At 71.6% G+C, this 14,065-nt stretch carries 9 protein-coding genes; 6 read left to right on the forward strand and 3 right to left on the reverse strand.

Annotated elements, in window-relative coordinates:
* Positions 1–17 precede the first annotated feature (17 nt).
* Complete coding sequence (locus Aut01nite_RS37845; RefSeq protein WP_043523794.1) at positions 18–1,010, forward strand: COG1470 family protein; 993 nt, start codon at positions 18–20, stop codon at positions 1,008–1,010.
* The gene (locus tag Aut01nite_RS37850; RefSeq protein WP_052163444.1) at positions 995–3,940 is read left to right on the forward strand and encodes an NHL domain-containing protein; all 2,946 of its coding nucleotides are present in this window, start codon (positions 995–997) and stop codon (positions 3,938–3,940) included. The genes Aut01nite_RS37845 and Aut01nite_RS37850 overlap by 16 nt, the downstream gene beginning before the upstream one ends.
* 380 nt (positions 3,941–4,320) lie before the next feature.
* On the opposite strand, the gene Aut01nite_RS37855 is transcribed toward Aut01nite_RS37850, so the two are convergent.
* Entirely contained in the window at positions 4,321–6,144 is a 1,824-nt protein-coding gene (locus Aut01nite_RS37855) for an AMP-dependent synthetase/ligase (RefSeq protein ID WP_043523793.1), read from the reverse strand.
* Positions 6,145–6,288: 144 nt separating this feature from the next.
* Between Aut01nite_RS37855 and Aut01nite_RS37860 the strand changes: the two genes are divergently transcribed.
* Positions 6,289–7,164, forward strand: coding sequence for a carbohydrate kinase family protein (locus Aut01nite_RS37860; protein WP_052163443.1), 876 nt, complete (start codon positions 6,289–6,291; stop codon positions 7,162–7,164).
* Positions 7,155–8,561: a MocR-like pyridoxine biosynthesis transcription factor PdxR gene (pdxR, locus tag Aut01nite_RS37865; RefSeq protein WP_043523791.1), complete on the forward strand. Its 1,407-nt coding sequence runs from the start codon at positions 7,155–7,157 to the stop codon at positions 8,559–8,561. The genes Aut01nite_RS37860 and pdxR overlap by 10 nt, the downstream gene beginning before the upstream one ends.
* Here the strand turns inward: pdxR and Aut01nite_RS37870 are convergent.
* Together Aut01nite_RS37870 and Aut01nite_RS37875 are read right to left on the reverse strand one after the other, a co-directional pair.
* Positions 8,450–9,745, reverse strand: a complete 1,296-nt coding sequence (locus Aut01nite_RS37870) for an APC family permease (protein WP_043523790.1) — start codon at positions 9,743–9,745, stop codon at positions 8,450–8,452. The genes pdxR and Aut01nite_RS37870 overlap by 112 nt on opposite strands.
* 65 nt (positions 9,746–9,810) lie before the next feature.
* On the reverse strand, positions 9,811–10,437 hold the full coding sequence (locus Aut01nite_RS37875) for a TIGR03085 family metal-binding protein (protein WP_043523789.1): 627 nt from the start codon (positions 10,435–10,437) through the stop codon (positions 9,811–9,813).
* A gap of 105 nt (positions 10,438–10,542) precedes the next feature.
* Here Aut01nite_RS37875 and Aut01nite_RS37880 point away from each other — a divergent pair, with 105 nt between their 5' ends.
* On the forward strand, positions 10,543–12,306 hold the full coding sequence (locus Aut01nite_RS37880) for an ABC transporter ATP-binding protein (RefSeq protein WP_173476650.1): 1,764 nt from the start codon (positions 10,543–10,545) through the stop codon (positions 12,304–12,306).
* Complete coding sequence (locus tag Aut01nite_RS37885; protein ID WP_043523788.1) at positions 12,303–14,063, forward strand: ABC transporter ATP-binding protein; 1,761 nt, start codon at positions 12,303–12,305, stop codon at positions 14,061–14,063. The genes Aut01nite_RS37880 and Aut01nite_RS37885 overlap by 4 nt, the downstream gene beginning before the upstream one ends.
* Positions 14,064–14,065 lie beyond the last annotated feature (2 nt).

The raw sequence follows: 14,065 nt of genomic DNA on the forward strand, positions 1-14,065 counted from the left end.
GAAGATGGGAGGCACCGGTGCGGAAGCTCATGGCACTGACCGCTGTTCTGACCGCCGTTCTCGGCCTGGGGACGCCGACCGGCGTGCTCGCCGCACCGATGCCCCCGGCCCAGACCAAGACCGGATCGGCCGACTTCGCGGTCAGTACGACATCGGACCGGCTCTACCCGGACAAGAACAACGAGATCCGGACCGTGCTCACCATCGCCAACAACGGCCCCCGGGAACTCGCCGTGGAGATCCGGTCGGTGGGGGTCGACCCCGGTGACAACGGCCAGGTGTCCTTCACCGGCCGGCCCGACGCGGCGTGGTCGTCGGCTGTCGAGTACCCGAGCTCGCTGCGGCTCGCGGCCCAGGCCTACAAGCGGGTGCCGGTGACGCTGCGGGTGCCGCCGAACACGCTTCCGGACATCTACCTGCTCGGCTTCGTGGTGGAGGCGCAACCGTCCGATCCGAACGCCGGCATCCGTCTCTACCACCAGATCGGCGCGCTGGTCACCGTCGAGATCCCCGGCGCGAGCGAGCGCGAGATGGAGATCGAGGTGGACCGGGCCGCCTTCTTCCACCTCGGCGCCGATTACCAGCACACCTATGAGGTCCGCAACGTCGGGACGGCGGCGTCGCTCGGCCGTGGCCAGGTCCGGATCGACTCCCGGCTGACCCATGAAAACGTCGGCGTCTACCAGTCCAACGCCGAGCTCCAGCTCTTCCCCGCCGGAACGAAGCGGGACCTGACCTACGAGTACGAGGTACGCGGCCTCTTCCTGCTGGCCGAGCCCAAGGCGCAGATCCTGTACGGCAACGGCAACGGCATCGCCCACGTGGCGGAGGCGACCGGCCAGACCGTGCTGATCATCCCGTGGCCGACGATCATCGGCCTCTGCGTTCTCCTGGTGCTGCTGCTGTCGTACTGGTACTACCTGCGCCGTCGCCGTGCGGCTCAGCGCCGGGAGCTCGAGGGGCAGCGGACGAGGTTCCGCCACGCTGCACGTTCGTGGCGGCCGGCGTGAACCGGCTGAGCCGGGCCCGCGCCGCGCTGGTCGGGGTGATCGTCGTGCTGGTGGCGCAGATCGTCACCGTGACGGCCGCCCGTGCCGCGGTCTCCGGTGACCTCACCACCTCGGCCGGCTCGGTCGCGACCGGCCCCGCGACCTCGCTCGCGATGGCCGCCCGCGGCATGACCCTCGTCGACTCGGATCTTTACGTGGCCGACTACCTGGCCAACGCCATCCGCAAGATCGACCTGATCACCGGCATGTCCTCGGTCTACGCCGGTATGGGCGCCGCCAACAATCTCGGGGACACCGGCCTGGCGACCGTCGCCGGTATCAACCAGCCGATCGACGTCGCCGCCGACGCGGCCGGCAACATCTACATCGCCGCACAGAGCAACCAGCGCATCCGCAGGGTGGACCTCGGCACGGCCAAGATCTTCACCGCCTACGGCGATGGCACCACAGCGATGCTGAGCAACCCGCAAGGGGTGTCGGTCGACCCGTCGGGCAACATCTTCTTCACCGAGCATCCGACCGCCCCGAACACCGGAGTCGCCCGCATCTTCAAGATGACCGGCGCCACGGTCACGACCTTCGCCACCATCTCCACCGGCCGGCTCAGCGACATCGCCTTCGACAGCGCCGGAAACGTCTACGTCGGTGACTGCCAGAACCACGTCATCCTGCGGTTCGACGCCGCGGGCGGCGCCATGACCGCGGTGGCCGGAACCGGCACGGGCCTGTCCGGCCTCGCGGCCGAGGGAGCGCCCGCAGCCGGGGGCGGCATCTTCTGCCCGCGGGGCCTCGTCGTCGATCCGTCCGACGTGATCTATTTCGCCGACTCGGGCAACGACCGGGTCCGGCGATTCACGGTCGGCGGCACGATCAGCACGGTCGCGGGCACCGGCACGGCAGGGATCTCCGGCGACGGTGGCGCAGCCGCCGCCGCGACCCTCGACCAGCCGTACGGACTGGTCCGCGACGACGACGGCACGTTCTACGTGAGCCAGGGCGACGACATGGCTCTGACCAACGCGTACTGGGGCATCCGCAAGTTCACGGTGGGTGGCACCATCTCCACCGTGGCGGGCAACACCTGGCCCACCTACGCCGGAGACGGCGGGCCCGCCGCCAACGCGCAGCTCTACCGCCCCGGCGGTGTCGCGTTCGACGGTTCCGGCGCCATGTACATCGCCGACTCCGGCAACAACCGGATCCGCAAGGTCACCGGTGGGATCGTCAGCACCGTGGCCGGCACCGGTCTGACCGCGAACAGCGGGATCAACGACGGCGGCCCGGCCACCGGGGCGAACCTGTCGAACCCGCAGGACGTGTTCGCCGGCAGCGACGGCACGCTCTACATCTCCGACACCTGGCACCACCGGATCCGTAAGGTCACCCCCGGCGGCGTGATCAGCACGATCGCGGGCACCGGTGCCGCCGGCGTCCTCGACACCGGGACGGCGACGACCACCCGGATCAGCTACCCGTACGGCATCACCGTCGCGAACGGCAAGATCTACTTCGCCGACCACGGCAACAACGCGGTCCGGATGATCAGCGGTACCACCATCACCACGATCGCCGGCACGGTGGATCCGTTGACGGCGACGTTCAGCGGCGACGGTGGCCCGGCCACCTCGGCACGGCTGAACGGGCCGCGGGACGTCGTCGTCGACGCTTCCGGGGACATCTACATCGCCGACAGCGGCAACCGTCGCGTCCGCAAGATCCACAACGGGATCATCACCACGGTCGCCGGCACCGGAGCCGCGTGGACGGTCTCGACCGATGGTGGCCTCGCCACGGCGTCGGACATGGACAACCCGCTCGGCCTGGAGATCGACGACAGCGGCAACCTGTACATCGCCGACGGCTCCCACGTGGTCCGGCGGGTGGACAAGCACGGCGCCATCAGCACCGTCGCCGGACGGCAGGGCAGCCCGTCGTACGCGGGTGACGGTCTCGCCGGCACGGATTCCGCCTCACGGCTGTACACCCCCGCCCGGATGGCGTTCGACTCGTCCGGGTGGCTGCACATCGCCGCCTCCGGCGAACTGCGGGTCCGGACGCTGATCATCGAGAACACGGCCGCCTTCTTCTGGATCAGCGATGCCACGATCAACCGCACCGGTGTCGTCTACGGCTGGGAATTCGTGTCACGGACCGCCACGGCTGTCAAGAGCATCACTTTCACGGCACCGTCCGCGATCGCCGGCACCACCGGGCTCTACACGGTCAGTGCGGTCAACCTGCCGGCGACCGGCACACTCAGTTTCAACCCCACCGGTCGCGTGGTGACCTACACACTCGGCACGGCGGTGACGATACCGGCGGGCCGGCACCTCTACCTCTCCGTCGGCGGGTTCACCAACGGCGGCACGACCGGTCTCTACCCCAGCACCGTCACCACGTTGACCGCCGGCGGCGCGACGATCGACGAGTCCCGCGCCGGCCCGATCTACCTCGGCAACACGGCGCCGGTCTTCGTGCAGCCGGAACCGTCGGCGAGGATCACGGCGCCCGCCTCGATGATCCTCCACGTCGACCCGTCGGCCGCCGCAGGCAACACCGTCACCTCCACCGTGACCGTGCAGACGAACGCGGCCCACGGCTATTCGGTCACGGTGGCCGGCACCGCCGTCACCGGCACCTCCGGCACGCTCACCCAGGCGTCGTCGACGGGCCTCACGGGAGCGGTCGCCTCCCCGGCGGCCAACCGGTTCGGATACACCGTCACGGTCGGGGGAGCCGGCCAGTTCACCGGGACCAGCGGCTCCTACGCCGGCTACCTCCCCGCCGGCGAGGCCATGGTCACCGCCAGCCGGCCGACCTCGGTCAACGGCGACGTCGTGCAGGTGATCAGCCGGATGAAGGCCGACTACCTGCAACCTCCGGGCGTCTACACCGGCACTGTCACCTACGGCGTGACCGGCGCCTACTGAACCGACCACATCCCTCCGGTACGGACGAGGACTCCATCCGGACCGCGCCCGGTTCGGCCACGGCGCCGGGCGGGGCGTGCCCGTTCGGTGACCGGCGGCCCCGCGCTCCAGCAGCGCGTCGATCATCACGACGTTCCGTATGGTGCCGGGGCCGATGGGCGACCAGCCGGTGACCATCGCATCAGCCGGCAGGCGGCGCTACGGCCGTGAGCGGGGCGGATGTCGCGTGGCGCCGGCGGGACTCGTGGTCCGGCGAGGGACGGCCTCGTGCGTACCGGCATCGGGTGTGAAGAGACCTGAGCCGGGGCAGGCCCTGGGCGAACCGCAGACGACGAGGCCGGCGGACCCCTGCGGGTGCGCCGGCCTCGTCGGAGTGCGGGTCAGATCTGGGCGAGGGAGCCCGCGTACATCTCGTCGATCTGAGCGGCGAAGTTGGACTCGACGCTGCGGCGCTTGATCTTCATGGAGGGGGTGACCTCGCCGGCCTCGATGCTGAGGTCGCGGGGCAGGAGGGCGAACTTCTTCACCGTCTCCCAGCGGTTCAGCTTGGCGTTGAGCTCCTTGATGTAGCCCTCGACCAGCGCGATCGTCTCCGGGGCGGCGACGATCTCGGCGTAGGACTTGCCGGCCAGCGGCCCGGAGGCGGCCCAGGCGACGATGGCCTCCTCGTCGAGGGCGATCAGCATGGTGACGAAGTTGCGGTTCTGCCCGACGACGATGGCCTGTGAGGTGTACGGGCAGACGGCCTTGAACGCGCCCTCGATCGCCGACGGGGCGATGAACTTGCCACCTGACGTCTTGACCAGGTCTTTCTTGCGGTCGGTGATGCGCAGGTACCCGTCGGCGTCGAGTTCGCCGATGTCGCCGGTGCGCAGGAAGCCGTCCTCGGTGAACGCCTCGGCGGTGGCGTCGGGCAGGTTGTGGTAACCGCGCATGACGGGGGCGCCGCGCAGCAGCACCTCGCCGTCGGCGTCGATGCGGACCTCGAGGTCGCCGAGCGCCTGCCCGACCGAACCGATCTTGAGCTTGCCGCGCCGGTTGACGAAGTTCGCGGCGGAGGCCTCGGTCATGCCGTAGCCCTCGAGGATCGGCAGGTTGGCCGCGGCGAAGAACTCGGAGATGTCGCGGCTGAGCGCGGCCGAGCCGCTGACCAGGACCTTGATGTTGCCGCCGAGCTTCTGCTGGAGCTTGCTGAAGACCAGCTTCTCGGCGATCGAGTACTGGATCGCGAGACCGGCCGGGACCGGCTTGCCGGCCTGCAGGTAGCCGACCCGCTTCTTGCCGGTGGCGACGGCCCAGCTGAAGATCTTCGGCTTCAGGCCGGTGCCGGAGAGGCCGCTGGTGACGGTCTTGTTGTAGACCTTCTCGTAGATGCGCGGCGGGGCGCACATCAGCGTCGGCTTGATCACCCCGAGCAGGTCGATGAGCCGGTCGACGCGGCCGTCGACGTAGGTCGGGACGCCCACGTGCAGGATGCCGCAGAGCAGCGTCTTGCCGAACGCGTGCGACATCGGCAGCCACAGGTAGTGCAGGTCGGTGGGGGAGAACAGGCCGAGGTCCTCCTGCGCGACGCCCTCCCAGGTCCAGCCCTTGTGCAGCAGCTCGACGCCCTTGGGGCGGCCGGTGGTGCCGGAGGTGTAGATCAGGGTGGCGACGTTGTCCGGCCCGAGCTGGGCGATCACGTCGTCGATCAGGCCGGGGTTGCGGGCCAGCGCGTCGGCGCCCAGCTTCTCCAGGTCGGCCAGGGTGATCTGGGGCGGGGTGGCGCCGGCGTCGGCGGGCCCGTCGATCAGCACCACCTTGGTGATCGCGGTCTCCGCCCCGGCGATCTTGAGGGCCTGCTTCGCGTTCTCCGCGATCAGGATCTTGGAACCGGAGTCGGACACGATGAACGTGGTGTCCTCCGGCTCGGTGGTCGGGTAGACCGTGGTGGCCGCCGCGCCCGCCACGTTGATGCCCAGGTCGGCGAGGACCCACTCGAGCCGGGTGTTGGACAGGATCGCGACCCGGTCCTCCAGGCCGATGCCCAGCTCACGAAGGCCGGCGCCGATCGCCTTGACCCGCTCGCCGACCTGCCGCCAGGTCAGCCAGTCGGCCCCGGTGTCGGTCGCGTTCGGCCCGGCGAGCGCCTGCGCGTCCGGGGTCTTGGCCACGCGCTGGAACAGCATGTCCGGGATCGACCGGTAGGGAACCTCGAGAGCCATCGGGCGCCGCCTTAACCACATCAACGGGGGGGTACGAAACGTATGTGTTACCGCACAGTAATGGTCGTGCGGCAGCACGGCTAGATCCTGATCAACCTGCGCCGGTGGTTCCATCCTAGTCAGCCCACCATTACGTTGTCCGGCATGACTTTCCTCGTGATCGGCGGCACCGGCGTCGACACCGTCGTGCCGGTGGCGGATCTTCCGGTGCTCGGCGCCGACTCGGCCCGTCCCCGTGGTCCCATCACCGACCACGTGTCGCACACCGGCACGTGCGTGGCCCTCGCGCTCAAGGCGCTCGGTGAGCGGGTCACGGTGATCGACACGGTCGGTGACGACGAGCCGGGCCGGCGAGTCGTCGCGGCGTTCGCGGAGTGGGGGATCGAGCTGCGGGCCGCGCCCGCCCCGGCCGGGACGCGGCGGGCGGTGAACCTGATGAGCCCGGACGGGCGGCGTCTCTCCCTGTACGACGGCCGCGACGTCCCCGGGTACCGCCTGCCCGAGGAGTTCCACCGCCCGCTGCCCGCCGGCGTCCGGCACGCCCACGTCACGATCATGGATTACGCCCGGCACCTGCTGCCGTCGCTGCGCGAGTCCGGCGTCACCATCTCCACCGACCTGCACGACTGGGACGGCGCGAACCCGCACCACCTGGACTTCGCGCTCGGCGCGGACATCGTCTTCGTCAGCGCTGTGCAACTCGCCGAGGGCGCGCCCGCTCGGATCCTGGCCGAGGGCCGGGCCACCAAGGTCGTCGTCACCGACGGCGGCAAGGGCGCCGACCTGTACACCCGGGACGGCACGGCGCACCGGGACGCCGTCGATCCGGGCGCGCCGATCGTGGACACCAACGGCGCCGGCGACGCGTTCGCGGCGGCCTTCCTGAGCGCCTGGCTGGGCGGGGCGGACGACGGCGCGTGCCTGGACCGGGCGGTCATCGCCGGGGCGTACGCGTGCACCGCCCCGGTCGGCGCCGGCGCCTTCATCGACCGGGACACCCTGGCCGGCCGTTGGACCTGATCCTCGAACCGGAGCCGGGCGGGGAACGGACCGCCGCGGTCTACCGCGCGCTGCGGGCGGCGATCGTCGACGGCCGGGTCCCGTCCGGGCACCGGCTGCCGTCGACCCGGGCGCTCGCCGCCGACCTGGGCATCTCCCGCGGGAGTGTGGCCGGGGCGTATGAGCGGCTGACCGCCGAGGGATTCCTGGCCGCGAAGGTCGGCGCCGGGACGTTCGTGGCGTTCGGCGCCCCGCGGCCGGCGGCCCGGCGGACGTCCGGCGACCCGTTGCGGCCGCGTGCCGGCTGGACGTTGCGGCCCGAGCCGGCCAGCGGGGAGGCGCCGGCGCCCCGGTACGACTTCCGGGCCGGCATCCCGGACGCCCGCCTGTTCCCGTTCGACACGTGGCGGCGGCTGGTCACGGCGGAGCTGCGGCTGGGCGCCAACGGCCCGGGGACGTACGCCGAACCCGCCGGCCATCCCGCGCTGCGTGCCGCGATCGCCCGCTACCTCGGGTACGCCCGGTCGGTCCCCGCCACCGCCGGCGAGGTGGTGGTGACCAACGGCACCCAGCACGCCCTGGACCTGATCGCCCGGGTGCTGCTGCGCCCCGGCGACGTGGCCGCGGTGGAGGAGCCCGGCTATCCGCCGGCCCGCCGCCTGCTCACCTCTCTCGGGGTACGGGTGACGGGCGTCCCGGTCGACGCCGAGGGTCTCGTCGTGTCCGAACTGCCGGATCGCGCCCGGCTGGTCTACGTGACCCCGTCGCACCAGTTCCCGCTGGGCCGGGTGATGAGCCTGGCCCGCCGGCAGGAGCTGCTGGCCTGGGCCCGGGACCGGCGGGCCGCGATCGTCGAGGACGACTACGACAGCGAGTTCCGGTTCTCGGCCCGGCCGCTGGAGCCGCTGTGCACGCTGGACCGCGGCGGCCGGGTGCTCTACGTCGGCACCTTCTCCAAGAGCATGCTGCCCGCGATCCGGACCGGGTTCGTGCTGGCCCCGCCCGGTCTGCGACCGGCGCTGGTGGCGGCCCGGCAGATCAGCGACGGGCACGGGCAGACGGCGGTGCAGGCGGCGCTGGCCCGGTTCATCGACGACGGGATGTTCGCCCGGCACGTGCGGCGGGCCGGGCGGGCGTACCAGGACCGGCACACCCGGCTCACCGCCGGCCTCGCCCGGATCCCCGGCCTGCACGTCATCCCGACCGCCGCCGGCCTGCACCTGACCGTCCTGTGCGACTCCGGCGATCCGCGGCGGACGGTCGCGCGGGCCCGCCGCGCCGGGGTCGCCGTGGAGGACCTGGCCGCCTACACGACCGAGCCCTCCTCGCAGCGTGGCCTGGTCGTCGGGTTCGGCGCGATCGAGGCGGAACTGATCGAGGAGGGCCTGGCCGTCCTGGAGCGGCTGATCGCCCGGTAGGCCACGGCGCCGCCGGCGATCACCAGGCTGAGCAGTGCGGGCGGCCCGGTGAGCCAGAGCAGCGACACCACCGCGGTGAAGGCGAGACCGGCCACGATCCGCTGCCACACGCCGGGCAGCAGGCGCAGCGCGGCGGCCGTGCCGATCACGTAGACCAGGGTGAAACAGCCGGTGGTCAACAGCGCCGAGGTGTGCAGGTCCAGTGGCAGGAAGACGCATCCGATGCCGGCCAGGAAGATGAAGGTCAGCGAGCGCCGCCGGCCGCCGAAGACCCGGGCCGGCAGTGCGCCGTCGGCGGCCAGGGCCACCCCGAGCCGGCTCGACCCGGCGAAGTAGGCGTTCACCGCGCCCAGGGTCAGCACCACCGCGACCACCGCGGTGATGATCCGGACCGGGCCGCCCAGGCCGATCGCCAGCAGATCGGCGAGCGGGGCCCGGCTGCCGGCCAGCGCCGGTCCCAGGGCGAGCACGCTGACCAGCGCGACGGCCAGGTAGAGGACACCGACGACGGCGACCGCGATCAGGGTGGCCCGGGGCACGTCCCGGCGCGGGTTGCGGTACTCGCCGGAGAGCGAGGACAGCGCCTCCCAGCCGGCGAAACCCCAGACCAGCAGGGCCGCCGCGGCGCCGATCCCGGCGAAGCCGTGCGGGTTGAACGGGGTCAGGTTCTCCCAGCGGGCGTGCGGCAGCGCGGCGATCACGGTCACCACCAGCAGGGCCGCCAGGGACACCGACATGACCACCTGCACCCCGCCGGAGACGCGGAGACCGAACCAGTTCATGACGTACGCCGTACCGACGATCACCAGGAACGTGGCGATCTCGGTGACCCTGCCGCCGCCGATGACATCGGAGACGTACCCGCCAGTGAAACCGACCGCGACCGGCGCGCCGAGCGGCACCGCGAAGTAGAAGCACCAGCCGACCGCCGCCGACACCCGCGGGCCGAACGCCATCTGCGCATAGGTGGAGACCCCGCCACCGTCCGGGTACCGCGCGCCGAGGGCGGCGAAGGTCCAGGCCAGCGGGGCGGAGAGAACGATCAGGGCGAGCCAGGCGACCAGGGAGGCGGGGCCGGCCGCGTCGGCGGCGAGCGCGGGCAGCGAGATCAGCCCGGTGCCCAGGACGGCGCCGACGGAGAGGGCGGCGCCCTGCGCGACGGACAGGTCGGTACGTGCGGTCATGGCACGAACCTAGAGGCCGATCGGCGTCGCGGACGAGCCGATTCCGGCCCGGATCGATGGGCCAATCAGAGGCCGAGACGAGCGGTACGGATCCGCTCCTCCAGCTCCGGGCTGCCCTCGACGGTGACCCGGGTGGCGCGCTGCCGGCCGAAGAAGAACAGTGCCAGCTCACCGGCGTCCCCGGTGATGCGGACCTGCGGATCGGCGCTGTTGCGGACCGCGGACAGCCCGGTCGCCTGGATCTCCGCGGTGATGCCGAGACGTTTCAGCGCGGCCCGGGACAGCAGCTTCACGTTGCCCCACAGCGTGGCGTCCATGGCCTCACCCAGCACGCGCGGCTCCCACTGGCCGTCACCGCGCCGGACGTCCTCGTGGTGGATGAACATCTCCATGGTGTTGGCCAGCGGATCCACCAGCGGATTGCTCACCGGGCTCCACATCGGCGGGGTGCGCAGCTGGGCGATCAACTCCTCGTACGGCAGCGCCGCACGGGCCAGGCGGACGCGTTCCCCGTACCCCGCCAAGGGTTTGATCACCATGCCGGCCGCGGAGTCCGGCCGCCGCTCCCGCACCACGATGTGCGCGGCCAGGTCCCGCGTGGTCCAGCCCTCGCACAGCGTCGGCGCGTCCGGTCCGGCACTCAGCAGCAGATCGGCGAGGAGGTCGCGCTCCACCCGGGCATAGTTGGTCATCAGTCGATGATAGGCGTGTAATCGTGGCCACACTGTAAACAGCGGGCGGGCCGGGTGGGTAAGGTCGAAGCTGCCGACTAACACTTACCACGTCAGGTCATCCATGTGAGCAGCAAGACCAGCAATGACGTGCTGGGACGGGGTCTGCGAGTGCTCGGCCGGGCGATCCGCACGGAACCCCGGCTCTTCGTCGTCAGTGCACTCGGAAGCAGCCTGTTCGGGCTATTGATCGTTGCAAACTCGTACATCGTCGGTGGGATCGTCGGCCGGGTCGTCGTGCCCGCGCTCGCCGAGCGCCGGGTGAGCACCGGCAGCCTCGCGCTCGTCGTCGCGGTGCTGCTGGGGATCAGCGGGCTGCGCGTGGCGACGATCTTCGCCCGCCGGCTGGGCGCCGGTTTCATGCAGTTCCGGCTTCAGGCGCGGTACCGGCGCGCGGTGACCCGCCGCTATCTGGCGCTGCCGCCGGAGTGGCATCAGCGGCACGCCACCGGCACCCTGCTCTCCAACGCGAGCTCCGACGTGGAGGCCACGTTCGCGCCGATCGCGCCGATGCCGTTCGCGGTCGGCACGATCGTGATGATCCTCGGGGCGCTGGTCACGCTGTTCCTCACCGACTGGGTGCTCGCGCTGGTCGGGGTGGCGCTGTTCCCGGCGCTGTTCGCGCTGAACTTCTTCTACTCGCGGCGGATGTCGCCGCGGCAGATCCAGGCGCAGCGGATGCGGGCCAAGGTCGCCGCGGTGGCGCACGAGAGCTTCGACGGCGCCCTGGTCGTCAAGACGATGGGCCGGGAGGCCGACGAGTCGCGCCGGTTCGGGGTCTTCGTCACCGAGCTGCGCGACGCGCTCGTGTCGGTGGGCCGGCTGCGCGGCGTGTTCGACCCGCTGATGGAGAGCCTGCCCAGCGTCGGCACCCTGGCCGTGCTGCTGCTCGGCACCTGGCGGCTGCAGACCGGCGCGATCGGGGTGACCGAGCTGATCAGTGTGGCGTTCCTGTTCACCGTCCTGGCGTTCCCGGTGCGGGCGATCGGCTGGGTGATCGGCGAGCTGCCGCGCAGCGTCGCCGGATGGGAGCGGGTCGAGGCGGTGCTGACGGCCGAGGGCGATCTGGCGTACGGGTCCGGCGACCTGCCCGCCGGCGGCCCGGCCGAGCTGCGGTTCGAGCGGGTCGGCTACCGGTACGCCCAGGGCCCGCCGGTGCTCACCGACGTCACCTTCACGGTGCCCGCCGGGAAGACCGTGGCCCTGGTCGGCGCCACCGGCTCCGGCAAGTCCACGGTGGCCGCGTGCGCGATGCGCCTGGTCGACCCGGACTCCGGCACGGTCTCGCTGGACCGGGTGAAACTGCCCGACCTGTCGGCGCCGGCCCTCGCCGGGGCGACCGCGCTGGTGCCGCAGATTCCGTTCGTGTTCGACGACACGGTCCGCGGCAACGTCGCCCTCGACCGGCCCGGCATCGACGACGACCGGGTGTGGGCGTCGCTGCGCCTGGCGCAGGCCGACCGGTTCATCGAGGGTCTGCCGGAGCAGCTGGACACCGCGGTCGGGGAGCGGGGCACGTCCCTGTCCGGCGGGCAGCGGCAGCGGCTCACCCTGGCGCGGGCGCTGGCCGGGCAACCGCGGCTGCTGGTGCTCGACGACGCGACGAGCGCGGTGGACCCGCGGGTGGAGGCGGCGATCCTCGGCGCGTTGCGGCAGGCGGGGACGTCGCTGCTGGTGGTGGCGTACCGACGGGCCAGCATCGCGCTCGCCGACGAGGTGGTCTACCTGCATCAGGGGCGGGTGGTGGCGACCGGGACGCACGCGGAGCTGATGGAGTCTCAGCCGGGATACCGGGACCTGGTCACGGCGTACGAGAAGGATGGCAAGTGAGCGACCTGGGCACCTTCGCCACGATCCGGCGGGGGCTGTCGCTGTCGCCGGAGCTGCGGACCGGGCTGGCCGGCACCCTGGGCCTGGCGATCCTCCAGATGGCCGGGCGGGTGGCCGTGCCGATCGCCGTCCAGCAGGGCATCGACCACGGCATCAACGGCCCCGGCGGCCCGGACACCCGGTTCGTACTCGGTGTGGTCGCCGTCACCCTCGCCGTGCTGGCCGGGTCCACCGTGTGTGGCTATCTGATGACCCGCCGCCTGTTCACCGTCAGCGAGACCGCGCTCGGCGGGCTGCGCTCGCGTACGTTTCGACACATCCACGACTTGTCGATGCTGCACCAGCAGTCCGAGCGGCGCGGTTCGATGGTGTCGAGGGTGACCGGCGACGTGGACCAGATCTCCCAGTTCCTGCAGACCGGCGGCATCCAGCTGCTGCTGTCGGCCGGGCAGCTGATCGTCTCCACGGCGGTGATGTTCGTCTACTCGTGGCAGCTCACCGCTGTGGTGCTGCTCGCCTTCGCCCCGGCGATCGGGGTGATCCGGTTCTTCCAGAAACGGCTGGCCGCCGCCTACCGGACGGTCCGCGAGCGCAGCGGCACGATGCTCGGCACCGTCGCGGAGAGTGTGGTGGGCGCCACGGTGATCCGGTCGTACGGGGTGGCCGGCCGCACCGGGCAGCGCCTCGACACCGCCGTCGACGAGCTGCGGCAGGCTCAGCAGAAGGCCATGCGCACCAGCGTCACCAGCTTCTCCAGCGGTGAGATCTCGGCGGGCCTGGCACTGTCCGGGGTGGTGGTGGCCGGCACCCTGCTCGGTATCGACGGTGACATGACGGTGGGCCGCCTGACGGCGTTCCTGTTCCTGGTGACCCTGTTCATCCAGCCGGTGCAGATCGCCACCGAGCAGCTCAACGAGGCGCAGAACGCGGTCGCCGGCTGGCGGCGCATCCTGGACGTGCTCGATGTGGACCCGGACGTGGCCGACCCGGACGACCGGGGTGTCGCGCTGCCGGAGGGGCCGCTGTCGGTGCGCTTCGACCACGTGTCGTTCCGCTACCCGGGCGGCCCGGTGGTGCTCGCCGACGTGGACCTGACCCTGGACGCGCGCCGCAAGTACGCGGTGGTCGGCGAGACCGGCAGCGGCAAGACGACGTTCGCGAAACTGCTGACCCGGCTGATGGATCCGGCGGAGGGCCGGGTGCTGCTGTCCGGGACGCCGCTGACCGAGGTGCGGTTCTCGTCGCTGCGGTCGCGGGTGGTGATGGTGCCGCAGGACGGGTTCCTGTTCGACGCGACGGTCGCCGAGAACATCCGGTTCGCCGAGCCGTCACTCACCGACGATCAGCTGCGGACGGCGTTCACCGAGCTGGGGCTGGGGGACTGGCTGGCCGGTCTGCCGGCGGGGCTGGACACGCCGGTGGGCGAGCGCGGGGAGACGCTCAGTGTGGGGGAGCGGCAGCTCGTGGCGCTGGTCCGGGCGTATGTCGCCGATCCCGACCTGCTCGTGCTGGACGAGGCGACGAGTGCCGTCGACCCGGCCACCGAGGTACGCCTGCAGCACGCCCTGGACCTGGTCACGCGGGGCCGCACCACTGTCGCGATCGCACACCGGCTGTCCACGGCGCAGGCCGCGGACGAGGTCATCGTGGTGGATGCGGGCCGCGTCGTGCAACGCGGCCCGCACTCCCGTCTCGTCGCCGAGCAGGATTCGATCTACGCCAAGCTCTACGCCAGCTGGTTGGAACAGACACGCTGACC

The sequence above is a fragment of the Actinoplanes utahensis genome, assembly GCF_016862455.1.
Classification (GTDB): domain Bacteria; phylum Actinomycetota; class Actinomycetes; order Mycobacteriales; family Micromonosporaceae; genus Actinoplanes; species Actinoplanes utahensis.

Bases quoted from the DNA above. Each gene is read 5' to 3' on its own strand.
- Aut01nite_RS37855 (WP_043523793.1), bottom strand. From the start codon at position 6,144: ATGGCTCTCGAGGTTCCCTACCGGTCGATCCCGGACATGCTGTTCCAG.
- Aut01nite_RS37860 (WP_052163443.1), top strand. From the start codon at position 6,289: ATGACTTTCCTCGTGATCGGCGGCACCGGCGTCGACACCGTCGTGCCG.
- Aut01nite_RS37870 (WP_043523790.1), bottom strand. From the start codon at position 9,745: ATGACCGCACGTACCGACCTGTCCGTCGCGCAGGGCGCCGCCCTCTCC.
- Aut01nite_RS37875 (WP_043523789.1), bottom strand. From the start codon at position 10,437: ATGACCAACTATGCCCGGGTGGAGCGCGACCTCCTCGCCGATCTGCTG.